General features: G+C 37.3%; 19 protein-coding genes. 15 read left to right on the top strand and 4 right to left on the bottom strand.

What is annotated here, in order from left to right:
- Positions 1–824: N-acetylmuramoyl-L-alanine amidase (locus tag AC2VNP_RS05320; protein WP_486916354.1), on the top strand; the 824-nt coding region annotated here is incomplete at its 5' end.
- Between the two features lie 197 nt (positions 825–1,021).
- Entirely contained in the window at positions 1,022–4,237 is a 3,216-nt protein-coding gene (locus tag AC2VNP_RS05315) for a peptidoglycan-binding protein (RefSeq protein ID WP_486916353.1), read from the top strand.
- A gap of 405 nt (positions 4,238–4,642) precedes the next feature.
- On the opposite strand, the gene AC2VNP_RS05310 is transcribed toward AC2VNP_RS05315, so the two are convergent.
- A complete protein-coding gene (locus tag AC2VNP_RS05310; RefSeq protein ID WP_486916352.1) occupies positions 4,643–5,563 on the bottom strand; it encodes a nuclease-related domain-containing protein in 921 nt (306 codons plus the stop codon).
- Positions 5,564–5,795: 232 nt separating this feature from the next.
- Between AC2VNP_RS05310 and AC2VNP_RS05305 the strand changes: the two genes are divergently transcribed.
- The 4 genes from AC2VNP_RS05305 to AC2VNP_RS05290 all read left to right on the top strand — a co-directional run bounded on the left by AC2VNP_RS05305 (position 5,796) and on the right by AC2VNP_RS05290 (position 12,641).
- Complete coding sequence (locus AC2VNP_RS05305; protein ID WP_486916351.1) at positions 5,796–7,175, top strand: sugar transferase; 1,380 nt, start codon at positions 5,796–5,798, stop codon at positions 7,173–7,175.
- 215 nt (positions 7,176–7,390) lie between these two features.
- Positions 7,391–9,958 (top strand): peptidoglycan-binding protein, encoded by a 2,568-nt coding sequence (locus AC2VNP_RS05300; RefSeq protein ID WP_486916350.1) that lies wholly within the window; start codon positions 7,391–7,393, stop codon positions 9,956–9,958.
- Positions 9,959–10,444: 486 nt separating this feature from the next.
- The gene (gene galU, locus AC2VNP_RS05295) at positions 10,445–11,314 is read left to right on the top strand and encodes a UTP--glucose-1-phosphate uridylyltransferase GalU (RefSeq protein ID WP_486916349.1); all 870 of its coding nucleotides are present in this window, start codon (positions 10,445–10,447) and stop codon (positions 11,312–11,314) included.
- Between the two features lie 247 nt (positions 11,315–11,561).
- Entirely contained in the window at positions 11,562–12,641 is a 1,080-nt protein-coding gene (locus AC2VNP_RS05290; protein ID WP_486916348.1) for a glycosyltransferase family 4 protein, read from the top strand.
- 533 nt (positions 12,642–13,174) lie between these two features.
- Here the strand turns inward: AC2VNP_RS05290 and AC2VNP_RS05285 are convergent.
- On the bottom strand, positions 13,175–14,221 hold the full coding sequence (locus AC2VNP_RS05285) for an LCP family glycopolymer transferase (RefSeq protein WP_486916347.1): 1,047 nt from the start codon (positions 14,219–14,221) through the stop codon (positions 13,175–13,177).
- 370 nt (positions 14,222–14,591) lie between these two features.
- A complete protein-coding gene (locus tag AC2VNP_RS05280; RefSeq protein WP_486916346.1) occupies positions 14,592–15,497 on the bottom strand; it encodes an LCP family glycopolymer transferase in 906 nt (301 codons plus the stop codon).
- Between the two features lie 333 nt (positions 15,498–15,830).
- On the opposite strand from AC2VNP_RS05280, the gene AC2VNP_RS05275 reads away from it, so the two are divergent.
- Together AC2VNP_RS05275 and AC2VNP_RS05270 are read left to right on the top strand one after the other, a co-directional pair.
- Positions 15,831–16,634, top strand: coding sequence for an ABC transporter permease (locus tag AC2VNP_RS05275; RefSeq protein ID WP_486916345.1), 804 nt, complete (start codon positions 15,831–15,833; stop codon positions 16,632–16,634).
- Between the two features lie 18 nt (positions 16,635–16,652).
- Complete coding sequence (locus tag AC2VNP_RS05270; RefSeq protein ID WP_486916344.1) at positions 16,653–18,296, top strand: ATP-binding cassette domain-containing protein; 1,644 nt, start codon at positions 16,653–16,655, stop codon at positions 18,294–18,296.
- 102 nt (positions 18,297–18,398) lie between these two features.
- On the opposite strand, the gene AC2VNP_RS05265 is transcribed toward AC2VNP_RS05270, so the two are convergent.
- Entirely contained in the window at positions 18,399–20,333 is a 1,935-nt protein-coding gene (locus AC2VNP_RS05265) for an InlB B-repeat-containing protein (protein ID WP_486916343.1), read from the bottom strand.
- Between the two features lie 350 nt (positions 20,334–20,683).
- Here AC2VNP_RS05265 and AC2VNP_RS05260 point away from each other — a divergent pair, with 350 nt between their 5' ends.
- From AC2VNP_RS05260 to galU (AC2VNP_RS05230), 7 genes are all read left to right on the top strand, one after another.
- Positions 20,684–21,400 carry a YveK family protein gene (locus AC2VNP_RS05260; protein WP_486916342.1) on the top strand — a complete coding sequence of 239 codons (717 nt, stop codon included), beginning with the start codon at positions 20,684–20,686 and terminating at the stop codon, positions 21,398–21,400.
- 13 nt (positions 21,401–21,413) lie between these two features.
- Positions 21,414–22,106: a CpsD/CapB family tyrosine-protein kinase gene (locus tag AC2VNP_RS05255; RefSeq protein WP_486916341.1), complete on the top strand. Its 693-nt coding sequence runs from the start codon at positions 21,414–21,416 to the stop codon at positions 22,104–22,106.
- 81 nt (positions 22,107–22,187) lie between these two features.
- Positions 22,188–22,955: a tyrosine-protein phosphatase gene (locus AC2VNP_RS05250; RefSeq protein ID WP_486916340.1), complete on the top strand. Its 768-nt coding sequence runs from the start codon at positions 22,188–22,190 to the stop codon at positions 22,953–22,955.
- Positions 22,956–22,968: 13 nt separating this feature from the next.
- Complete coding sequence (locus tag AC2VNP_RS05245) at positions 22,969–23,130, top strand: hypothetical protein (RefSeq protein WP_486916339.1); 162 nt, start codon at positions 22,969–22,971, stop codon at positions 23,128–23,130.
- A gap of 283 nt (positions 23,131–23,413) precedes the next feature.
- Complete coding sequence (locus tag AC2VNP_RS05240; protein ID WP_486916338.1) at positions 23,414–25,225, top strand: polysaccharide biosynthesis protein; 1,812 nt, start codon at positions 23,414–23,416, stop codon at positions 25,223–25,225.
- Between the two features lie 199 nt (positions 25,226–25,424).
- On the top strand, positions 25,425–25,781 hold the full coding sequence (locus AC2VNP_RS05235) for a four helix bundle protein (RefSeq protein ID WP_486916337.1): 357 nt from the start codon (positions 25,425–25,427) through the stop codon (positions 25,779–25,781).
- Between the two features lie 85 nt (positions 25,782–25,866).
- The gene (gene galU, locus AC2VNP_RS05230) at positions 25,867–26,748 is read left to right on the top strand and encodes a UTP--glucose-1-phosphate uridylyltransferase GalU (protein ID WP_486916336.1); all 882 of its coding nucleotides are present in this window, start codon (positions 25,867–25,869) and stop codon (positions 26,746–26,748) included.

The following is a 26,748-nucleotide window of genomic DNA, read 5'->3' as shown; positions in this document are numbered from 1 at the left end:
TAGCCGTAAGTGGAATAGCGGATGAACGCACACTTGGCAAAATTGAAGAAATCATGAGAAGCCCACTAAGACAAGGTGTCCGTCACAGAGATACGATAAAGTTAAAAGAAAACTTGACACAGTTAGGTTTTGGTGGCATGGCAATTAATAATTTGTATGGAAGTTTTACCGCTCAGCGAGTAAGAGAGTTTCAAGCGCGTCACAGGTTAGCCGTTAGCGGGATTGCTGATGAAGTAACTTTGGCAAAGATAGAGGATGCGGTAAAAAATCAAACCATTAGAATATTCATTGACCCTGGCCATGGAGGTCGTGATCCAGGTGCTATAAGTAATGGTATTCGTGAAAGCGATGTTGTACTTGACATTGCATTAAGAGCAGCAGAAGTATTACGAACACAGTATGTGGGTGTTGAAGTTCGTTTAGCAAGAACAAACGATACTTTTGTAGAGCTTGCCGAAAGAGCGAAGATGGCCAATGATTGGGGAGCAGATTATTTTGTTAGTCTTCATATGAATGCGCTCAATGGCAGTGCAAACGGATTTGAAACATACATTCATAATGGAAAAGTTTCAAACGAGACTATTCAAAGACAGCGTGATGTACACAATTACTTAATTAATAGAATTGGTATAAGAGATCGAGGAATGAAACAAGCTGATTTTAGTGTCTTACGAAATTCAAACATGCCTTCTATATTGATAGAGTATATGTTTATTGATAATAGAACAGAGAATCGAAAGTTACAAGATGCCAATTATAGAAGGTGGCTAGGACAAATTACAGCTGAAGCAATTGCAAAATCTTACAATCTAAAAAAGAAGTAATCTCGATATGGTGAGAAGAAGGCTAATGAATAGGGCCTTCTTTTTTTCTATGGGTTAAAACTAGAAAGTCAAGTGACAAATTAATACAAAAAATAACGAAATACCAACGAAAACCTCTTGAAATGATATTGTTTTTATTTCATACTTAAAATTATGTTATAAAAATTAAAATACGAACAGTGGAGGTAAAAATATACGTGAAGAATAAGAAGTCTCAAATACTCGTAGCAAGTTCGATAGTTATATTATCTCCTGCTGTTAGTTATAGTCCGCTAGCAGTTGAAGCGCTAGAAAGTAAAAAGGTAGAAACAATTGAAGCTTCAGAAGTTGAAGCTAACATAGAAGTGATAGAAGAAGAGCAACCCACATTAGTAGAAACTCCTAACGATCGTTCCTCAGATGTAATAGAATTAGAGGAACAGGAACCTCAAATAGAAGACAGTAATAACGAAACAATCGACACCGAATTAGAAATTCAAAAAAACCATGAAGAAGAGCAAAATCTTAACATAAGCACACTCTCAGTAGAAGAAATACTAACCTTGCAAGAAGGGGACGTTCATGAGAGGGTTATAGACTTAAAAAACAGTCTAATTAAGTTAGGTTTTGGTGGAATGCGGGTAGACACCAAATTTGGATCGTTTACAGCCCAACGAGTAAGAGAGTTTCAAGAGTATTATGGGTTGCCAGTAGATGGAATAGCGGGTGAAAGAACATTTAATAAGATAGATGAAGTTTTATCTAGCCCATTACAAGAAGGCAAAAGAAATAATGGTGTAATTGAGTTAAAGCAAAACTTGGAAAAGTTAGGTTACGGCGGAATTATAATTACTGATTTCTTCGGATCATTTACCGCCCAGCGAGTCAGAGAATTTCAAGCTGATTTTGGGTTAAAGGCTCACGGCATTGTTGATAGTGTTACATTAGAAAAGATAGATGAAGCATTGAATAGTATAGTGCAATCTTCTTCTACCTTGAAAGAAGGAGACTCACATGAGAGTGTCATAGATTTAAAAAAGAAATTAAATCGTTTAGGGTTCGGCGGAATAATTTTAAGTGAATACTTTGGATCATTTACAGCCCAACGAGTGAGAGAGTTTCAAGCCTATTATGGATTGCCGGTTAACGGTACAGCTGACCGTCGTACAAGAGATAAGTTAGATGAAGTTTTATCTACTCCTTTTCAAGAGGGCGTTCGTCACCCGGACACAATTCAGTTAAAACATAACTTAAACAGGCTAGGCTATGGTGGCATTATCATTACGGATTTCTATGGGGCATTTACTGCACAAAGAGTAAGAGAATTCCAAGCAGATCATGGACTAAAAGCCCACGGTATAGCAGACCAACTAACATTAGACAAGATTGATGAAGTCCTTTATAGCGTAGTGCAATCTTCACTTCAAATAGGTGATGTTCATGAGAGTGTCATAGATTTAAAGAAGAATTTAAACCGCTTAGGCTTCGGTGGAATTATTGTAAGTAATTTTTATGGTTCATTTACAGCGCAGCGAGTGAGAGAATTTCAAGCCTACTATGGACTACCTGTCAATGGAATAGCGGATGAAAGAACAATAAATAAAATCGACGAAATTTTATCAAGCCCTTTCCAAACAGGAGGGAGACACAATGATATTGTTCATTTGAAAAACAAACTTAACCGTTTGGGTTATGGTGGGATTATTGTAAGTGATTTTTATGGATCGTTTACAGCTCAAAGAGTAAGAGAGTTCCAAGCAGCCAACGGATTAAAAGCCCATGGAATAGCTGATGAACCAACGTTAGAGAAATTAGATCAAGTTCTAATTAGTACGTTCCAACAGGGGAGCCGTCATGAGAGTATTATTCCATTCAAAAGCGATCTTACAAGATTAGGATTTGGTGGTATCATTCTAAATGACTTCTATGGTTCTTTTACAGCGCAGCGGGTCAGAGAATTTCAAGCTTATTATGGTTTAAGGGTAAATGGTAGAGGTGACTTAGCTACACTGGCTAAGATCGATGAGATTTTGTCTAGTCCACTTCAAGAGGGAAAACGTCATAATGATACGATTGAACTTAAAGAAAACCTAACAAAACTAGGCTATGGTGGTATGGCTATAAATACACTTTATGGTTCTTTTACAGCAAAACGAGTAAGAGAGTTTCAAGCAGCCAATGGGTTAAAAGCCCATGGAATAGCTGATGAAGTCACGCTAGCTAAACTAAGCGAATTAGTAGAACAATTATCGTCTAGAGAGGTAGTAACTTTTACTCAATACAACCTTACACTTAACCAAGCAGCTAATATACAATCTACATTAAATCCACCACCACAGACAGATAAATATCGTACTGCGCCAGCATACATTCACAGTAGTCTCGTTGACGTTGTAGAGCGTGGGGCGATAACTGGCGATGGTGTTAACTTGAGAACGTCACCTAGACTAGGGACCACTAGTAATATTGCTACTAACGTAAGTTTAGGTACAACATTTACAATCATTCGTGAAGTTACTGGAGATACGACGAGTGGAAGTAATCGTTGGTATGAAATAGATTACAACGGAAATCAGTTATATGTTCATACTTCGCTTGCATCTTCAACTCAAGTAGCGGTAGTAAATAGTCGGTCTACCGTTCGAGAAGCGGCCAATACGTCTAGTCATATCTTTGGGACAGCTTCTCTCAATAGTGAGTATGTGATTACGAGAACAGTTACCGGAACTTCTTTCAATGGAAGCACTAGATGGTATGAAATCAGGTTCGGCACATGGAGAAATGCAAAGAGGGATGATTTTGTTCCATATTTAGACCCTTCGAATAATGACAGATTTCAACATTTAGTCTTAGATGCTAGTGTCGATGTTTCCGCAGCTCAATTAAATACTGTCTTATCCGGTCGAGGAATATTTGATGGTCGAGGACAAGCCTTTATCGAAGCTGGAAGACGCCATTCTGTAAATGAGATTTATCTAATCGCTCATGCGTTGCTAGAAACTGGGAATGGTAGCTCTGGTTTAGCGAGAGGAATTGAGGTTGGTAGAAATAGTAATGGTAACCTTGTAGTAGTATCAGATAATAATAGATCAAGCCTAACAAACATTAGAACTACTTTTAATATGTACGGGATTGGAGCAGTTGATAGTGATCCTTATAGATTAGGAGCTATTTATGCCTATGAAGCAGGGTGGTTTACACCAGAAGCAGCGATTATTGGAGGCGCTCAGTTTATTTCTAGCAGCTACTTTAACCGCGGTCAAAACACTCTGTATAAAATGAGATGGAATCACCACTATCCTACATCAACCGGCTTTCTTCCTCAATATGCAACAGATATGGGTTGGGCAGTTAAGCAAGTAGCCCGAATTAAGTCATTATATGAAGAATTAGATAACCCAGTGTTACATTTTGATATTGTCAACTATAGGTAGTACGGGGAAACGCAGGAGTCTAAGGTCAAACTTAGACTCCTTTTTCTATATTATGAACTGAAAATTGTGTGCAAGGAGCCCGAAAAAGGAGCCAGAAGGAAAAAGAGGGAAGGTAGAGTAATGCAAGGAACCCTAAAAAGGAGCCAGAAGCAAAAAGAGGGAACGTAGAGTAGAGCAAGGAGCCCGAAAAAGGAGCCAGAAGGAAAAAGAGGGAACGTAGAAGGACAATAAGCTCACAAAAGCATAGTAATAGTTAAATAGATAGACGGACCTTCATATGAACACGAAGATAGTGGAAAATTGTGAGCGTTAAATACAATACATCATTTCAACATTAAAGCAGCACCACAGTAATTTGCTTTTCCAAACGAGCACGGCTCCTTAATAGGATATAATAAGTTCAATCTATATTTTCTCATGTTTGATGTAATAAGAAAATCTCCCGTAACCCATAGGCTTGTAATGGTTGGAAAGAATGCGACGTATGGTTTTCTTAGAACTAATAATTTTACACCAAATTTGAATTGCAGTGGTTGTGACTTTCTGTTTAGGAAACAGAAACATAAATTCTTCAATATTTCTTACTACTGCCGTTGTAATCTCTTCCTTTTCACCGCAGTTTTTACAAATCATGACCCTCTCTTTTATAGCTGTGTTAAGTGAATTACAAAGCTTACAAGGAATTCCCTTATTTAACTGGTCAAACGTATATAGAGGTAAATTACTAAAAAGGGGCTTACTTATGTGTTTGGACAATAATTGGTTTGCTAATTCAAAGTGTGAATTAGTTAACTTTGATGATTTCTTATGAATTCCCATAAAAAAGCTTTTAAGCTGAGGATAAAAAAGAATTGGCATGTTAAGTGGGGCTTGGTAGAGAAAGAAATGAGGATTTATGAAGATGAGATAAGGCACAAGAGAATAATTTACACCGAGTTCACGTAGCATTCGTTGCAGTAAATATTGGCTTCGTTTTAATTGGAGTAAGGGATTAATAATTTCTTTATTTTTTACAGTAAACCACGTTTCATTCTCAATATAAAAGTCGCCCTCGTAATTTTTAACTTCAAAGAGGAAAATTGAGTTTGAAGTAATTAGTAATGTATCAATTTGAAAGAACGTATTATTACTTTCAAGCAATAAATCGTTGAGTAAAAGGTGACCATCATTCGCATGGTCCAACCATTCATCCAACTTTTGCTCCCCAATATAGCCCTTTTCAAGATTGGCATATTGTTGAACCTCTTTTTGTGAAAGCTGCATTCTAACATTTAAACATCGGAGTAGTTGAAGTTCCAGTGGAGCTTCTCGTGGCTTTATAATCAATACGTCACACTCCCGTTTTATTTTTAAGAACATTTTATAAAAAGCAATTATTCATTACAACCAACAGATTGTAAAATAAATATAATGATTAAGTTAATTTCTCCACGTATATACATCCTCCAAAGCAGGCAAACAATGACTTCACAAATTCTTACATATTATTTATCTTTGAATGTTTAATTGAATATGGTAAACTATCTCCTAGTAGATTATAAAATTAGGAGTTTAAAAAATGCCAAATATAAATCCGAATCGTTTATTGAGATTTTCAATTGTATTCGTTGATTTAATTCTGATTTTTGTTGCTTACGTTGCAGCATTTAAAATTGCATCAAACTATACATTAATTGAACAACGTAACATCGATTCTTTTGTAAATTTACTACCTTGGATTTTACTGATAGGAATCTTTTTTATTGTTGTCTTTGAATTAGATCGGTTAGTTCAGTATGACCTTTGGGACTTAACTCGAAAGCTGTTAGTAACCTCGGCGTTCTTCTTTGTGGTTACAATTGCATTTTCCTTTTTATTCCGTGAATTTTCATTACCAAGATCCGTTCTTTTCATGTCACACTTTTTTATTTTTGTAGCTTTATTCGTTTGGAAAGCAGTTGTTATTAAATGTAATCAACTTTCCAAAGGAAAAGCAGTCATTATTGGTCGTCACAGTGAGTATGCGACCATTAAAGGGAATATTAGTAAATTAGTAAAGAAATCAGAACATGTTGATTTTATAGATCATCAAACACCTTATCAGGAAATTAAAAGAAGAATCGCGAATTATGATGCAGTATTTGTAAGTTCTACTGTAAGTACTAAAGTGAAAAATGAAGTACTCTACCTCGCTATGAAGAAAAACAAGGTTGCTTACGTTCTTCCGACAGTTAGTGAATTGTTATTAATGAAATCAACGGTAACGACATTAGATGACACAATGTTATTACAAGTTAAACCATTTTATATTAATGGTGGATATTTGTTTGCTAAACGGGTGTTTGATATCGCAACATCCTTAATTTTATTAATTGTTTCAATGCCGGTAATGTTATTTACAGCAATAGCAATTAAGTTAGAAGATGGTGGCAGTGTATTCTTTAAGCAGGAACGATTAGGGAAAAATAACAAACCATTTAATATACTAAAGTTTCGTTCCATGAGAGAAAATGCTGAAAAAGATACAGGTCCAACCTTAGCAAAAAGTGATGATGCCCGCATTACAAGAGTCGGGGACTTTATTAGAAAAACTAGAATAGATGAGTTACCTCAATTAATTAATGTATTAAAGGGTGAAATGTCTATTGTAGGACCTAGACCTGAACGTTACTTTTTTGCCGAAAACTTCCAAAAGCAAAATATATGGTTTAAGACTCGATGTGCGGTTAAGCCGGGTATTACAGGATATGCACAAATTATGGGTAACTATACAACAGAGATGAATGATAAATTGAAATTGGATCTACATTATATTCGAAACTATTCGTTATGGCTGGACGTTGTAATTTTACTAAGAACTATTTTAGTAGTAATTAATAAAGCTAAAGCAGACGGTGAAGTTCTAGAAGAGCAGCAAGGTGCTAGAGCATTTGTAAGTGCAGGTAAAGAAATTCAATAAACACTGATGTAAAAATAAGAAGGTCGGTTAAACACTGACCTTCTTTTCTTTTTGATCCGTTTTAATATCTCCGTAGTTATATGGTAAAAAATAGATTCAAATGAAGCTTATCTTTTAAATTACTAAAAATGACACTTTACCAAATAATAGCGAGTTTGCTTTTTCATTTAATAGTATTATAATTTTATATATTATATGAATGATAGAGGTGTAGAATGAAAAAAGTTTCTCTCTTTTTACTATTTTGGATTATTGCTCTATTAACGTATAGCCCAGTTTCAGCTATAAATGACGAAACTGAAAAAATAATTGTTGTTTTTAAAGATGAGATTACAGAGGAAGTTATTCATCATTTAGATGGAGAAATAATAGAAACGTTTGAACAACTTGGAACAGTAACTGTTGATCTCCCGAAGGATGCGATTAATGAACTCGAAAGCAATGAAAGTATTCTTTTAGTTGAAATTGATCAACCTGTCAAAATAGTCTCTCAAAAAATGAATTGGGGGATGGAGCAAATCAACGCCCCCCAAGCTTGGGGATCAGGGTATACAGGCAAAGGGGTTAAAGTAGCCATTCTTGATACGGGGATCGCTAATCATAGTGACCTTGTTATTGCAGGTGGAGTATCGAAAACGAGTTATACTAGCTCTTACATGGATGACAACGGGCATGGAACACATGTGGCAGGCATAGTAGGGGCAAGAGATAACGGTATTGGAACGATAGGAGTAGCTCCAGATGCCCAATTATATGCAGTTAAAGTATTGGGCAAAAATGGGAGCGGAATGGTATCTGATGTCATATCGGGTATAAATTGGGCTATCGCCAATCAAATGGATATTATTAATTTAAGTTTAGGTACAAGCCACCATGTAAGATCTCTGAGTCAAGCAGTAGACAATGCTTACAACAGTGGGTTATTAGTTGTGGCGGCGGCCGGTAATGAAGGGACAGGAACTGGAGATACTGTAGAGTATCCTGCTAAATACGAATCAGTCATTGCAGTATCTGCAATAGATTCAAACAGAAATCTAGGAACATTTTCAGCAACGGGCGCCGCAATAGAAATTACCGCTCCTGGTGTAGATATCTATAGTACTTTCCTGAATAATCGATATAGTTATTCGAATGGTACTTCAATGGCTTCTGCATATGTAACTGGAGTACTTGCACTTTTAAAGGAAGCACATCCAAACCTAACAAATGAACAGTATCGAAAAATGTTGAGAGATATGGCAGAGGATTTAGGAGATAAAGGACGAGACGAATTTTTCGGATTTGGCTTAGTACAAGCGCCGGCCATTGATACGTCCGATGAAGAGGGATTTTTCCTTAGAGTCGGAGATGTCGACCCAAGAGTCATTGATTTAAAACGTCAGCTCATTCGCCTTAACTTTGGGGGGATGATTATAAATGAAGTCTACGGTTCTTTTACAGCCCAACGAGTGAAAGAGTTTCAAGCCTATTATGGTCTGCCTGCCAATGGGATTACGGATGAACGGACGTTGGCGAAACTTGATGAAATACTCTCAACTCCATTCCAACAAGGAATAAGGCACAATGGTACGATTGACATTAAACAAAAATTAAACTGGTTGGGCTACGGTCCAATAATAGTGAATGAACTTTATGGCTCTTATATGGCCCAACAAGTAAGGAACTTTCAATCCAACCACGGCTTAAAAGCCCATGGAATAGCAGATCAAAAAACATTAGATAAAATTGATGAAGTTCTGTTTAACACGTTCCAAGTAGGTGGTAGACATAGTCGAGTTGTAAATTTTAAAAGAGATATCACTCAACTTGGTTTTGGAGGAATGAGTTTAACTAACTTTTATGGCTCTTATACTGCTCAGAAAGTACGAGAACTTCAAACATATTACCGCTTAGATGTCACAGGAAGAGGAGACGTTGCTACTTTAACAAAGATCGACGAAATTCTTTCAAGTCCTTTTCAAGAGGGGAAGCGACATCCTGACACGATTCAATTGAAGGAAAACTTAAATAGACTTAAATTCGGAAATATGATTATTAATGAAGTCTATGGTTCATTTACAGCTCAACGAGTAAGAGAATTCCAATCCTATTATGGACTAGTTGTAAATGGTATAGCTGATGAGAGGACTTTAGGTAAAATTGAGAAAATTCTTTCGAGTCCACTACAAGTTGGAAAGAGACATGAAGATACCATCGAACTAAAACAAAAATTAAATCGTTTAGGATACGGCGGCATTATAATTAGTGACTTTTATGGTTCATTCACCGCTCAGCGGGTAAGAGAATTCCAAGCTGATCATGGGTTAAAAGCCCACGGAATAGCAGATCAAAAAACGCTAACGAAAATAGATGAAGTCTTGTCACGTACATTCCGACAGGGAAGTGTACATGACAGTATCATTCCATTTAAGAGAGACCTTGCTGAATTAGGTTTTGGTGGTATTATTATCAGTCGGGTTTATGGTTCATTTACAGCACAGAGAGTAAGGGAATTCCAAACCTATTACGGGTTAACGGTAACAGGAAAAGGGGATTGGAACACCATAACAAAGATAGATAAGAACTTAAGCAGTCCATTCCGCGTAGGGAAACGCGATAACGATACGATACAGTTTAAACAAAATTTAATAAAATTAGGATACGGCGGTATTATTATTAGTGACTTCTATGGTTCATTTACAGCACAGCGGGTAAAAGAGTTCCAATCGGATCATGGACTAGTTGTAAATGGCATAGGAGATGAAATAACGTTAGATAAAATTGAAGTACTATTAGGTTTGTAATACGGGATGATACTCATTAGAGGATATAAGCTACTAGGATAAGGTTAACTTCAAATAGGTATTGCCGGGTTTTATGAGATAACTGACTACTTTAGTAAAGTGGGTCATTAACACTATCTTCAATCCGGCATACTGCATTTGAAAGTTATCCTTTTTTGCTCTCAATCATTCACAGTGGCTGTCTTTTAAACTTTATGGCTGTCGGACGTTATTTTCTTTTGAGACAATCGTACTATTTATTGTGGGTTGAAGGCTCTTACAAAAGCAACTATCTTTGAAGGCTTTCATACACTTTAAGGCTGGAGTACAATGACTATTTTCAGTTTCATCTGGTTTTCGTTATAATGATACTGTATATACTTTTTGTTACATATACAAAATCAGCATTAATAACAAGGGCACTACTTTCGTGCAAGATCAACATGGCTAGACTAAATACTTTTCTATAAACTAACGATATCATCAATCGTATGGGGGTGTACCAGTGTGAAAGTGAGAAAAGCCATTATTCCTGCTGCTGGCCTGGGAACACGATTTCTGCCAGCAACCAAAGCACAACCGAAGGAAATGTTACCTATTGTTGATAAACCGACTATTCAATATATTGTGGAAGAGGCCATTGAATCCGGTATAGAAGACATTATCATTGTAACGGGAAGAGGAAAACGAGCGATTGAGGACCATTTTGATAAATCATATGAACTTGAAGAAACACTAGCAGCTAAAGAGAAGTATGCTATGTTAAAAGAAATTCAAGGCATTTCAAACTTAGCGAATATCCATTACATTCGTCAAAAAGAACCGAAAGGACTAGGGCACGCGATCGCTTGCGCAAGCAGCTTTGTGGGCGATGAGCCATTTGCGGTTATGCTAGGGGATGATATCGTGGAGTCAGAAGTACCTTGCTTAAAGCAGTTGATTGATGTGTTCAACCATTACAGTTCTTCTGTGATTGGAGTTCAGCAAGTTCCTGATCAAGATGTCTCTAAATACGGGATTATTAATCCGAAGAGTACCGAGATCGAACCAGGGACGATGCAAGTCAATGGTTTAGTCGAAAAGCCAAAAGTGGAAGACGCACCATCAAATTATGCGATTATGGGCCGCTATGTTCTGCGACCAGAAATCTTCTCCATCCTTAAAGATTTAGAGCCAGGTGCTGGTGGAGAAATTCAGCTAACCGATGCAATTAACAAACTAAATCAGTCACAAGCTGTTCTTGCTTATCATTTTGACGGTAAGCGTTACGATGTTGGTGATAAGTTTGGATTTGTCAAAGCAACTGTTGATTTTGCATTACGTCGTGATGATTTGAGAGAAGATGTAGAAGCATATTTACGTGAATTACTAAAATAATAAATATAAGGCTGTCTTGTGTTTACCGTTCGCGAAACAAGTGAATAGTAAACAAGGGACAGTCTTTTTTATTGTTAGGAATAGCTTTTCCTTTGTAAAAAAATTCATGAATGAAATCAATGGAAATTGATTTAGGTTGCTATGAAAAAACACAAACCTGACCATAATAATATAAATATCGATTAGAAGAACGTGAATGTGCTTACAATTTTGAGCGGAGAAGTATTATGTAAAAGTAGGTGGAACAATGATGATCCCATCCATATATGTCGTGGCCTTTTTCGTATCATTACTCGTATCCGTGGGCTCCATGCCATTTGTAATAAAGTTTGCAAAGCGATACGGTTTTGTCGACCAAATTAATCACCGAAAAATTCATAAGAAGGAAATGCCACGATTAGGTGGGGTTTCAATCATACTCGGTGCGATTGCAGGTCTGATTGTCATTCATCCAGAAAGTGACTATCTATTTGGTATTGGGTTAGGTGCGCTAATTATTATTATTACGGGGTTAGTGGACGATAAATACACGCTTGATGCAAGGGCAAAGTTCAGTGCACAGATTGTTGCAGCACTCGTCGTGGTGGGATCAGGCATTACCATTCCGTTTATTACTTTGCCTCTCAGTGGCCAATTTGAGTTTGGTGTTTTTACGTATTTAATTACGGTATTGTGGATCGTTGGTATTACAAACTCAATTAATCTAATCGACGGTTTGGACGGGCTTGCTGGAGGAGTCGTAACAATTGCGTTAAGCACAATATTAATTATGGCACTCATTGATTCATTAACGCAGCACTTGATGATTATTACTTTATCGGTTGTATTAATCGGAAGTACGTTAGGGTTTTTATTGTTTAATTTCCACCCAGCAAAAATTTTTATGGGCGATACGGGATCACTGTTTTTAGGGTATTCCATTGCAGTTATCTCAATTTTAGGTTTGTTCAAAAGTGTGACGATGTTTAGTTTGATCGTGCCGGTGATTATTTTAGCAGTGCCCATTTCAGATACGGTCTTTGCGATGGTCCGGCGTCTATTGAATAAGAAGAAAATTACGAGCCCGGATAAGGAGCATATTCATCATTGTTTGCTTGCGATGGGGTACAGTCATCGAACGACGGTGTTGATTGTCTATGGGCTAAGTCTGTTCTTTAGCGGCTTAGCGATGATCTTTACAAATGTCACATTATGGACCGCGCTGATCATTATTGGGATCATGCTGATTACGATCCAACTGTATGCCGAGTTCATCGGTTTATTTGGAAAGGAACGCCGCCCAGTGATTGATGCGGTGAAGAGATTGGGAATGATGGATAAAAAATGAACATTTTTTAAAATACATACTCGATTATAGGTGGAAAGTGACATTTTGTTGAAAACATGTTGATAACGTTAACGATAGAAAGTGAAAAGAGCCAATTCTGTTGAAAAAGTGTGAAGAACGGTAACCTAAGAAGGAGAAAAGAGCCCATTCTGTTGAAAAAGTGTGAAGAACAGTCACCTAAGAAGGAGAAAAGAGCCCATTCTGTTGAAAAAATGTGGAGAACGGTAACCTAAGAAGATGGAAAGAGCCCGTTCTGTTGAAAAGGTGTGGGTAACGGTAACCTAAGAAGATGGAAAGAGCCCGTTCTGTTAATAAAATGTGGAGAACCGTAACCTAAGAAGATGAAAAGTACCCATTTTGTTAATAGATTGTGGAGAACAGTAACCAAAAAACCTTAATCCTCAAGCCGTTAATTAATCTAATCTAATGAACACTAGGTAACACCCCAAAGCAGGAAAAATAGTAAACATCATATAAAACAACAAAAAAACTGCCAAATCATAACTTGATTTGGCAGCCTGATCTATCTTATCTTAATTCGTCGGAAGCGTTGCTGGTTCTGATTCTACTTGAGTCGTTCCTGTCCCATCGGTATTATGCTCTATGCTGTGTACTTGCTGTGGTGCAAGTATATCCAAATGTTCTTGTAAACGTGTCGAGACTTCAACTACAGATTCAGGTACAGGGTCATAGTAGTAAATTCCGTTAATCGTAGCGTTATTGCCTTTAATTTGCAGCTGTTCAATACTGTTTAATGAAGAGGCATACGAATGTAACGCCACCATGTTTCCAAAGGATAGGTTCAAGCTAATATTATCAGCAATTGCCTCAAGTACATCGTCAAAACGAGCAATGGATTGTATGGATGCACTTTTTTCAATAATTGCTTGCATCACTTGCTGCTGTCTTTGCCCTCGTCCGATATCGCCACGAGGGTCTTGCTTTCTCATACGAGTATAAGCAAGTGCTTCTTCACCATTTAAGTGCTGTATACCTTCTGTGAATTCATACCAAACTCGATCAGTACCTCTTTCTGTGAAATCAAAAGGAACTTCAACTTCAATTCCACCAATCGCATCTACAATAGCAATAAACGCTTGGAAGTCAACGCGAATGAAATAATCAATGGGTATATCTAAAAATTGTTCAACTGTATCAATAATCATATTAACGCCACCGAAGGCATGAGCATGATTAATCTTATCCAAACGATCTCTTCCAACAATGTTCACTCTCGTATCACGAGGAATATTTGTCAGGATAATCGAGTTATCACTTTTATTAAACGTAGCCACCATAATTGCATCCGTTCGTGAAATTGGCTCATCGGGGCGACGGTCTTCACCTAATAATAATATCGAGATGTTATCTTTACTTGGATCAACAGCGACAACACGCTTCTCAGACTTCTCTCCTCGCTCAAGTTCAACTTGAACAGTGGATGTGACATTTGCTATTTTTAACGTAACATACGTAGCGCAACCAACTAATAATAAGACCGAAAAAAATGAGATAAGGAGTAAGACCTTTGTCCTACCTTTCTTTTTGCGCTTTTGACTACGTGATCTCAACTTTGTCATTATATTACTTCCCCATTTCAGGTGTAGATTAATAATCTATTACATTTATCTATTGTATAAGAGAAGAAATTTGTCGTAAAGTGTAATAGCGAAAATTTATTATTTAACTTGATATGTAAAGATTGTCAACTATTAATATATCAAACTACTAAAGATAAGCCAGACTCTCTTTACTTACATAGTATTGCTAAATGGCCTCCATTAGTTGAAAATTGATTATTTTTTATAATTTTATATTAAAATTTAGATTTATTGTGCTGAAAATGTAAATCCTGTTTTGATTGATTTATAAGTTAAATGGGTTAGAGCTAGCAGAACTAAAAAAAACCTCGATGAATTATCGAGGTTTTTAGAAAACGAATCTTCGTATTTAATTAAGTTCGAGATGTTCTTTCAGTTCATTACTGACGCGTGCAATTTCTTCAGCAGGAACAATATAGTAGTAAATACCGTTGATGCGTTGGCCTGATCCGCTTATTTGCAGCTCGTCCACACTATGTCTAGCATCGCGGTATTTGGATTGAATTTTGTTCATGCCATCAAAATCTATATCCGTTTTAACATTTGTACCTACTGCTTTTAACATGTTATCGAGTCTTGTGATTGAACCGATTTGTGCTCCTTCTTGAATGACGCCGTTAATAATCTGACGCTGGCGATCATTTCGTCCGAAGTCACCGCGAGGATCTTGCTTTCTCATTCGTGCATAAGCTAGTGCCTCATCACCATTTAGAGTAATTTCACCCTCAGGAAAAGTATATCCACTTTGTTTAAATGCGAAACTGTTGTTTACAGATACACCACCAACAGCATCGACAATATCTTTAAATCCATCCATGTTGACGCTAATGTAATGGTCGATTGGAATATTAAGCATATGCTCAACCGTATCCATTGTCATTCCAACTCCACCAAATGCATAAGCATGGTTAATCTTATCATCATGTCCTCTTCCGACAATGTGTGTTCTCGTATCACGAGGAATACTTAACATTTTAACCGATTTTTGATTTGGATTAACTGTCATTACGATGATGGTATCTGAACGCCCTTTTATTTGATCACCTTTTGAATCTACGCCTGTAATTAAGAAAGAAAGGGGTTCTCTTTGTTCGACATCAACAATACGTGTTTTTTCACGTTCGATTGGTTGATGCATTTCAGTTGCCGTATCTTTTACTGTTTTATATAGATAAAAACCGTACCCAACAACGGAGAGTACAACAAGACCAATTAATACAGAAGCAATAATAATAATCTTTTTCATTTTAGTCATTCGACTGCCTCTTTCTATTAATATTTGACAAATTTTGATAGACTAGCAAAATTTATTATATTAGGATTTTCCTATTTACGCAATCTAATTTTTATGCCAATATTACGAAATCTTAGGGATTTGTACTTTATAAGGTGAGAAGCTTATCTTTTACTAAAAAGATGTAGACAACCGTTGAAGTTATAAGGCAATTTAGGAGATATTTCTAACTGAAATCAATCTCTCGAGGTAGATTTATTTCAGAGAGTGTAATAGAATTTATAGATGTGCTATTGTTTGAAACCTATAAAGTAGCATGTATGTCTATAAAAACTATAAAGGACGAAGTAAACTATGAGGGATGTTATCCAAGTTTTAAGGGAACAATTTTTGCATATTCAACTTATTTTTGGGGTAGCTACCTATGATTTAAAAGGTATGTATCAGATGCATTATTTAGGGGTTGTTTGGCAAATTCTTAACCCTGCATTGCAAATAGCCGCATATTGGTTTGTTTTTGGAATTGGAATTAGAGGAGGACAACCAGTAGGAGATCTGCCTTTCTTTTTATGGCTTTTAGTTGGAATTATACCTTGGTTTTTCATTAATTCATCCATTACTCAAGGATCAAATAGTGTCTATTCTAAAGTAAGTTTAGTTTCAAAGATGAAATTTCCAGTGAGTGTACTGCCTACCATAACTATAGTAAAGCATGCCTATAACTTTTTTATATTATTAGGTGTAATTATCCTTATCGTTTTTATCTATGGGATTAACCCAGGGATTTATTTTCTACAACTTCCCTATTATGTGTTTGCCTTAATTGTCTTTTTATTTTCAGTGACGTTATTATGCTCAACGATCTCTATCCTTGTACGTGATTTCCAGACAGCGATTAACTCACTTATGAGATTACTGTTTTTCTTAACCCCTATTTTTTGGGATGCGAGTAGATTGGCAGGCCATTTTTTAACTCTTTTACAACTCAATCCTCTTTATTACTTAATAGATGGGTTTAGAAATACGCTGCTTCATAATGTTTGGTTCTATGAAGATTTGTTGTTAACTATATACTTCTGGTCAGTTACTTTATTGATTTTATTTGTCGGGGCCTTTATTCATATGAAGTTTAGGCATAAGTTTGTTGATTACTTGTAATATTGGAGGCTTAGAACAATGAAGCCAAAGTTAAAATTAGAAGGTGTTTCTAAAAGTTATCAGTTATATAATAAGCAGTCTGATAAATTAATTGAGGTCTTTAAATCAAAGGAGCAACAAAAAGCAAAGAATTTTAATGCATTAAATAGTGTTTCTTTTGAAGTAAATGAAGGTGAAATAATCGGCATTGTCGGAACGAATGGTTCAGGTAAGTCGACATTATCGAACATCCTAGCGGGGGTCGTTCCTCCAACTTCAGGAACGCTGGAAATCAATGGGGAAGTTTCACTTATAGCCATTAACGCAGGCTTGAATAAACAATTATCGGGACGCGAAAATATAGAATTGAAATGTATTATGCTTGGTCTTAAAAAACAGGAAATACAAGAAATCATGCCAGCTATCATTGAGTTTGCCGATATTGGTCAATTTATCGATCAACCGATAAAAAATTATTCGAGTGGAATGAAATCAAGATTAGGATTTGCGGTGTCCGTCTTTACCAACCCAGACATTTTGATTGTTGATGAAGCTTTGTCTGTTGGTGATAATACATTTAATAGAAAGTGTATTGATAAAATCCGAGAATTTAAAGCAGAAGGAAAGACGATCTTCTTTGTCAGTCATACGATGTCGCAGTTACGATCGATGTGTGATAAAGTTCTTTGGTTACATCATGGAGAAGTAAAAGAGTTTGGAGATGCGAAAGAAGTATTAGCAAACTATAAGGAGTTTGTTAAGTGGTTTAATAACTTAACAAAAGAGGAAAAAAAGGCGCATAAGCAAGAATGGTTAGAGAAGCAGTCGCATACGCCTACCACTAGAGAAAAAAGACTATCTAAAAAAGAAAAACAACAAACGAGAGGTACGATTGCGCAAATCGCATTCTTATTTCTTGCCACTATGCTAAGTGCCTTATTTATGTTTATTGACCAATCACCATTAGCGATTTTCCAAGACATGAAATTCCAAGACATGAAAGGGACAAAAGTAGTTGATGAAGAAATTGAACGACCTTTTAAAGAGCTTATGAATGAGCCGCCCGCTACAAGTGATATGAACGAAGAGCGGACGATCGTTAATCAGTTAGGGAATATAACGGTTCGTTCGGCTGATTTATACAACGACGAAGCCTTGGAGAACAAGATAACTGCCGTTCCATTTGCTACACCAGTGCAAGTTGAATTACAAATCGGTGACGTATATAAAATCCGTTTTAATGAGGAAGAAGGCTATATACGTGCAGATCAAGTGATATTATTAGATCAAAGTGAAACACGCGTTGTTAATATTAGAGAAATGTATTCTGTATTCCCGTCTGCATTTGGGGAATCTTATGAGTATTTTTTAGCACATATGAATATGGAGTACGATGCTGTGCTGAATAGCTTAAGTGGCCATACGCGTAAAGGTAATGACGAATTCGGAAATGCTTTCCTTGAGTACGAAAATTACCATGTGACCTATCAATTTAATCAGAACGAGATATCAAAAAGTATTGTCGTTGCAAATATAGATACGAATCAAGATGTTGTACAAGAATTAATAGATCAAGCGATCATCTCTACGGATGATCGGGAGCTGTTTTACGTTGCAATAGAGGAGTACAATATCATTTTAAACTTGAACGAAAAGACGCTAGAGCTCAAGTCAAGCCAATAACAGTTTCTAAAACTAAAGGAAAAAGAAAAGACCTTAACCGTTTTAACTTCGGTGAAGGTCTTTTCTATTGATTAACTTTTCATAACGGCCGCTTGGACTATTTTACTCATCTGACTCATCTTCATCCTCTTTAGGAGGGAGAGTTTCTTCTTTTTTCCTAAAGACCGCCGTCAGTTCTCGATTTCCGTTCATGGTTACTTGGATCGTAGAACCTGAATCTGATACGCCTTCCCATCCAGCAAATGTCCACCCGTCAGCAGGTGTTGCGGTAAGTCTCACGGACGTGCCTTCCGCATAATTCGCTTCATTACTGCTTCTTGTGATAGAACCGCTGCCAATTACTTTTGTACTTAGTGTATAGGTTCTCTTAAATACAGCACGTACATTTTTGTTGCGGTCCATTGTAACGGTTAAGGAAGTAGACGTTCCAGAGGCATCTCCTTCCCAATGGGAAAATGTCCATCCGGAATTTGCAGTTGCCCTTAAACTTACAGTCGTTCCTTTCGCGTGATTTCCGCTAGAATGGTTTCCTTCGATTTGCCCGCCGTCAGTTGCTTGTGTGGTCAATTTGACTTGCTCTTGTCGTGGTTCAGTTGAATTAGTTGGTCGTTCTTCCGATTCCTGTTTCGGTTTCGATTGTTTTTCTTCCATTTCCTTCTTTGTAAATACAGCCGTTAATTGTTTATCACTGTCCATAATAACCGTGACATGAGGTGAAGTATTTCGAATACTGCCTTCCCAACGTTCAAATGTCCAACCTGGTTTCGGTTGAGCAGTTAAAGTCACACTTTCTTGATGCTGGAAGGTTGTTGCTTGAGAGCTTTTAATAATTTCACCTTCCCCTGATGTACGAACCGTTAAATCATGTGTATTTTTTTCGAAGATGGCTCGAACCGTTTTGTTACGGTCGACCGTGACCTCTTGGGAATTCATCGTACCCGTAATATCGCCTTCCCATCTAATAAATTCCCAGCCATTTGCAGCTTGTGCTGTAATAGTAACTGTACTACCTTTAACATAGACCTTTTCATCAGGTGATAGACTAATGACTCCTTCACCGACTGTTTCGGTCGTAATATATTTTACTTCTCCATCTATGATCACGTATAATACCTTCTCGAAATCTTCGAACGTAATAGTGATTGTCTCAACACCGCTTTCTTCAGCAGTAAAGGTCGTTTCTAATTCATCAGTATGACTAAATGTTCCAAGGTTGTTCTTTAGACTCCAGGTTGGCTGAAAATCGAAGATCTCTCCTGCTGCATCATAACCAATGGCCGCTAAGGCAAGAGTTTCGCCCTTAGCTAGTTCCAATTTGTCAAAATCACTATCGTTAATAACAATGTCTTCTAAAATTCGATCTCTGACTTCAATTTCGGTCTCTACTACTAGAGAATGAACCGAAGCCGTTATTGAAGTTACACCAATTTCTTCTGCCGTAAACACCGTCTTACCGTCTGATTGTGAAACATGACCAATGTTTTCATTCTCAACACCCCAGTCAGCCTCAATTGTAAAGCGATGACGGTCATCATTCCAGATGAGCTCAATTTCTCTATCATAACCTTTTTGAACAACAGGGCGTACCATCGTGATATGTAAATGATCTATCATAAAATCCATTAATTCTTGAAAGTCTATGTGACCAGTCGCTTCATTTCCTTGTTCAGTAATTTTTAAGGCCTTGATAATATCAGCTTGAGAAAGGTAAAAGTCAGCTAAATTTAAATAATACACTGTTTCTTCCGGTGAGAGATACACGCCCTCTGTGAGAACGGATTCTACTAAATCCCATTGTTGGAGAGCGAAGTAACATTTGGCGAGCCCTAAACGTGCCTTAACGTTACGGGGATCCGTCTCTAAAATTTCTTTATAGGCTGCGATGCTTTTTTCATAATCTTCATGTTCAAAGGCGGTTTCAGCAATTTTTATCTGCTCTTCTAGATGGTTCGATTGGACCACGTTAAATGTTAAAAGAATCATCAAACCAACTGCGAAAACACTGGTTAAAGATAGAATTAGATACTTTTTTTTCATACGATCTTTCCCTTCCTATTGATTGAATTATAAATAAGTATAAGTCCATGGAAATAAGTCTCTTACTAATATTTTCTATATATCGACAATATCATAAAAAAGCGACAATCTGAACGACAAAAATAGTGAAAGCTATGAAAAAAACTTACAAGAGAAAGATTGATGATTTGAAAAAGGTAAAATAGACTCTTGTCATATTTAAATTGAAGATACATGAAAATACCAAAATATCAAAATTTGTTAAATACAATTTATGACTTCAAAAATCGACGCCATGTGATATAATTCACTTTGTGATTATTTGTTGAAATTTACAATTTTATAAGCTTCTTACTAATAGGGAGGACAAAATGGAAGAAACAATCAGTCTAAAAGAACTATTTACAACATTAAAGAAAAGAATAAAATTGCTCATCATTTTACCGCTAATAGCTGTCGTTGTAAGTGGTCTAGTGAGTTACTTAGTATTAACACCGATTTATCAATCATCGACACAAATCCTCGTGAATCAATCAAAAATGGATATGCAAAACCTAACACAAGCTGATTTACGAACGAACATTGAATTAATAAATACGTACAACGTCATTATGAAAAGTCCAGTAATCTTAGAAAAAGTCATTGCTGAACTAGATTTAAATCGATCAGTTGGTGCTTTAAATAGTAGTGTAACCGTCGGTAGTGCGCAAAACTCACAAGTTGTAGCGATTACGGTACAAGATGAAGATCCTGTCATGGCCGCACAAATCGCCAATACGATTGCTTCTGTGTTCCAACGTGAAATTGTGAACATTATGAACGTGGATAATGTCAGCATTTTATCAGAAGCACAACCAAGTACTAACCCTGTAAAACCTAACCCCAATTTAAACATGGCGATTGCATTCGTTGTTGGTTTGATGACAGCAGCAGGACTCGCTTTCTTACTAGAGTACTTAGATACAACGGTAAAAACGGAGCAAGATGTTGAAAGTTTACTAGGTTTACCTGTCATTGGTGTAGTTTCACGAATGGATGACACCATGGGAAAACAATCGAAAAAGAAAAATCGCAGACAAGCTTCTTAGAAGGAGGTAGACGATGTCACGTAAAATAAATACGAAACAGTCAAATCAACGGAATTTAATTGCACACAACGAACCGAAATCACCAGTATCAGAACAATATCGAACGCTTCGTACGAATATTGAATTTGCTTCTATTGATGGAAAAATGACGACGATCCTCGTTACATCGGCAGGGCCAATGGAAGGTAAATCAACGACTGCCTCTAATTTAGCGGTTGTTATGGCGCAACAAGGAAATAGTGTATTGCTTATTGATGCGGATTTACGAAAACCAACCGCGCATTATACGTTTGGTGTTCCTAATTTAGCCGGATTAACGAGTATGTTAACGAAACAACATACAGCAGACGAAGCCATCCAAGCGACGAAAGTGACAAACTTATCGATTTTACCGAGTGGACCCGTTCCACCGAACCCAGCAGAATTATTAAGTTCAAGAGCAATGTCATTACTACTCGACAAGCTATCCAAAATCTTTGACATTATTATTCTAGATTCACCACCTTTACTAGCAGTTACTGACGCGCAAATATTGGCGAATCATACAGATGGGACGATTTTAGTGGTGAGTAGTGGGAAAACCGATCGTGAGCAAGCGGTGAAGGCAAAAGACATACTAGAAGCGGCAAAGGCGAAAGTTTTAGGTGTCGTTTTAAACGCAAAAGAACAACAAGAGGGACAATATTACTATTATTATGGTGGTTAAGTTGGAAATTATGTAAAAATATGTACCTTTTTGTCCTTTATCGTGGTAATATGGAAATAGATTTACAGAGAGGTGAGTCGAATGATTGATATCCACTGTCATATCTTGCCGAATGTAGATGATGGACCTGCTAGTTTTACTGAAAGTATTCAAATGGTAGAGCAAGCGATTGAAGAAGGAATTACAACGATCATTGCGACTCCACATCATTTAAATGGTCCTTACGTGAATACTAGAGAATGTATTATGGCGGCTGTTGAACAGCTGAATAAAGAACTTAAAGAACACAACTTTAATTTAAACATACTACCAGGTCAAGAGTGTCGCATTTATGGAGAATTAGTAAATGACTATCATAAAGGGGATATCCTTCCTTTAGCTAATAGTCATAAATATGTATTTGTTGAATTTCCATCTAGTCAAGTGCCTCGTTATGCGAAACAATTATTCTATGATATACAACTAGCTGGATTAACACCGATTGTCGTACACCCGGAGCGTAATAGTCAGTTGATGACATCTCCTGACCTTTTATATGAATTTGTAAACAGTGGCGTACTGACACAAATTACAACGTCCAGTTTAACCGGGCATTTTGGGAAGAAGATTAAGAGATTTACAGAAGAACTGATTGATCATCAACTGACACACTTTCTCGCATCCGATGCTCACAACATTAGCAATCGTCCTTTTCGTATGCGAGAGGCATATAGAGAGCTAGAAAAGAACTTTGGAACGGAAATGGTCTATCAGTTTCAAGAAAATGCAGATCTTGTGATCAACGGTCTTCATGTTGGAATAGAACCGCCAGAACGGATAAAAAAGAAGAAATTTTTAGGACTATTTTAATTAGGTGATCGTTGTGAAAAAAGTTACAGATTTTCCAAAAACAATTACTAAAACGATTAGATATATTAAGCAGGATGCGCCTCTCGAAGATTTAGAGGCAATCCAGCAATACATTCAAACAGCCATAGATAGAAGAAAACAACAAGACAACGGGACGAGCAGGGCGTCCTGTTAGACGATAGTTCTATTGGGCAATGTCTCCTTGCCATTATCGACGGAGGCACTCGGCCATGCTGTGGGGTTCAGATAAGAACCCTTAGGTGCTTGTCGCCAAGGGTATGGTGTGAGGAGAGGTTAAATGCCTCTATAATATATTTTTATTGTAAAACAATTAAAATTGAAATGCTTTCATAAAAACTCAATCAAGCCTTAAGCTATGCATCTTTTCACTAAAAGGAATATAGCTTAAGGCTTTATTATTGAAAAACGGAAATGGAATTTTGGAAGGGGATGGGTAAATGTCGTATCAAAAACGTCTGCTCGGGTTAATGATAGTTGACTCGATTATTGTTATCGCTTGTATTTATATTAGTAATTTTATTTTGCTACCAACAGGTAACGCGTTTACAACGATTATTATCGTGAGCTCTATTACTTTATTATTAAGTCATCATTTATTTGCCTATTACTATAAGCTGTATAAAAAAGCGTGGGAGTATGCGAGTATTAATGAGCTCGTTGCGATAGGAAAAGCAGTCACATTGTCTGTTATTGTAACTGGACTCGTACAACTTGGAGTTTTCCAAGAAGTATACTTACGAACATTAGCGATCACATGGATGATGCACATCTTATTTATTGGCGGAGCGCGTTTTTCATGGAGAATGTATCGTGATACATACATCAAACCGAGTAAAGATAAAAAACGAACACTCATTATCGGTGCTGGTTCAGCAGGAACGATGGTTGTCAGGCAGCTTCAGCATAATGAAGAAGTGGAACTGAACCCTGTTGCTTTTATCGACGATGATAAGGCTAAACATCACTTAGAAATCATGGGGATACCAGTTTTAGGTGGGGTAGAACGAATTGAGCGAGTCGTTCAAGAAAAGCAGATTGAACATATTATTATTGCGATACCATCATTAAGTAAAGAAGAGTTAAATCAGATCTTCAACGAATGTGCAAAAACAAAAGCAAAAACACAAATCATGCCAAAAATTGAAGACATCATGGTCGGGAAAGTATCGGTTAACCAATTCCGTGATGTGCAAGTAGAAGACTTACTAGGACGTGAGCCGGTTGAGCTTGATATTGCAGGAATTGAACAGTTTATCAAAGGACAAACGATCTTAGTTACAGGTGCGGGTGGTTCAATTGGATCAGAAGTATGCCGTCAGATTACAAACTTTGCCCCAAAACAATTGATCTTACTAGGTCATGGGGAAAATAGCATTTACTCGATTGAAATGGAACTAAGAAGAAATCTTCCAGACCTCGAACTAGATACGGAAATAGCCGATGTTCAAGACCGTGAAAAGATGTTTGCAATTATGAACAAACGTCAACCACATGTCGTGTTCCATGCCGCTGCTCATAAGCATGTGCCATTGATGGAACGAAACCCAGAAGAAGCCGTGAAGAACAATGTGATTGGCACGAAAAATGTCGCCGAGGCGGCAAGTGATGCAGGAGTGAATACATTCGTTATGATCTCCACTGATAAAGCGGTAAACCCAACAAGTGTCATGGGATCAACAAAACGAATTGCCGAAATGATTATTCAACATATGGACATGATCAGCGATACCCGCTTCGTAGCCGTTCGCTTCGGTAACGTACTAGGAAGCCGCGGAAGTGTAATACCTCTATTTAAAGAGCAAATTCAAAACGGCGGACCTGTCACAGTCACCCACCCAGAAATGGTTCGCTATTTTATGACAATCCCAGAAGCGTCACGCCTCGTATTACAAGCCGGTGCACTAGCTAGAGGTGGAGAAGTGTTTGTACTGGATATGGGTGAGCCTGTTAAGATAGTAGACTTAGCTAAAAATCTCATTAAACTATCAGGCTACACAGAAGCAGAAATCCCTATCCAATTCACAGGCATGCGCCCTGGAGAGAAGATGTTTGAAGAGCTTCTTGGTGAGGATGAGGTTCATGATGAGCAGGTGTATCCGAAGATTTACCGTGGGAAGACGCCGATGGTGAATATTAATGTGGCGGAGCAGTTGATCGTAGACTTCGAGAAGATGCCGAAAGAGGTACTGCGTGAAGAGCTACTAGATATTGCAAACTTTAGGAAGAGAGAATTGCAGGTAGTTGGGTAGGGGTTAGGGGATAGTTGTTAGTTTGTAGGAAAAGCGTAATGAGTTGGAAGAGTTGGAAAGTTGGAACTCGTTTCGGCTAGCCGAAACATTGAGGTTGGAAAAGTAAGAAAAAGCCATTGAACTTCTACCCCCTACCAACTAACGCCTAACCCCTAATAACTAACCCCCGCCCCCTAAAAAAAGAAAGCGAGGCTTTCGCATGTTACATGATGTGAAAAAACTAATTGTATGGCAAAAAGCACATCAACTCGTTTTAATTACTTATGCAATAACTAAAGATTTCCCTAATGATGAAAAGTATGGCTTGATCTCTCAAATGAGAAGAGCGGCCATCTCCATACCAAGTAATATCGCCGAAGGAAAAGCCAAAGGGTACACGAACGAATACAAACGCTTCTTGCTTATGTCCAGAGGCTCATTAGAAGAATTAAAATACTTCTTTCTATTATCTAACGACTTAAAATATATCACGGAACAAGAATACAAAAAAGTAACAGAACTAACAGACGAAGTTGGTAGACTACTAAACGGGTTAATAAAAAAGCTAGGCACTTAAATCTTTACTACCTTGGCTTAACTTAACTTTCTACCCTAACCACTACCAACTACCCCCTAACCCCTAAAACAAAGGACGTGATTACATGAAAAAAGTCAAAAAAGCCATCATCCCAGCTGCTGGTCTTGGAACACGTTTCCTCCCAGCCACAAAAGCCATGCCAAAAGAAATGTTACCGATTGTCGATAAACCAACGATCCAATACATTGTCGAAGAAGCAGTGAATTCTGGAATAGAGGATATTATTATCGTTACTGGTAAAGGAAAGCGTGCGATTGAGGATCACTTTGATCATGCGTTTGAGTTAGAGCAAAATTTATTCCAAAAAGGGAAAACGGACTTGTTAGAGAAAGTTCAGTACTCCTCTAAAATGGTTGATATCCATTATATTCGCCAAAAAGAGCCTAAAGGATTAGGACATGCCGTTTGGTGCGCTCGTAAATTTATCGGTGATGAGCCATTTGCTGTGTTATTAGGTGACGATATTGTACAAGCGGAAAAGCCGGGTTTAAGACAGTTAATTGAACAATACGAAGAGACTCTTTCATCTGTTATTGGTGTTCAGACGGTACCTGATGAAGAAACACATCGTTATGGTATTGTGGATCCATTATCGAATGTAGGAAGAAGATATTCAGTTAATCAATTTGTCGAAAAGCCTAAACAAGGAACAGCTCCATCGAATTTAGCGATTATGGGCCGTTATGTGTTAACTCCTGAGATCTTTATGTTCTTAGATCGACAAGAAACCGGTGCTGGCGGGGAAATTCAGTTGACGGATGCGATCCAGAGCCTAAATGAAATCCAGCGTGTGTTTGCTTATGATTTTGAAGGTAAGCGGTATGATGTTGGGGAGAAGATGGGGTTTGTGAAGACGACGATTGAGTTTGCGATGCAGAGTGGGGAGTTAAGGTCTGAGTTGATTGATTTTCTTGAGGAGATGTTGGAGAGGGAGAGAGTGAAATAA

This window comes from Alkalihalobacterium sp. TH-98, from assembly GCF_057473385.1.
Note: the sequence above shows the minus strand (reverse complement) of the source record. Positions and strands in the feature narration are given on the sequence as shown.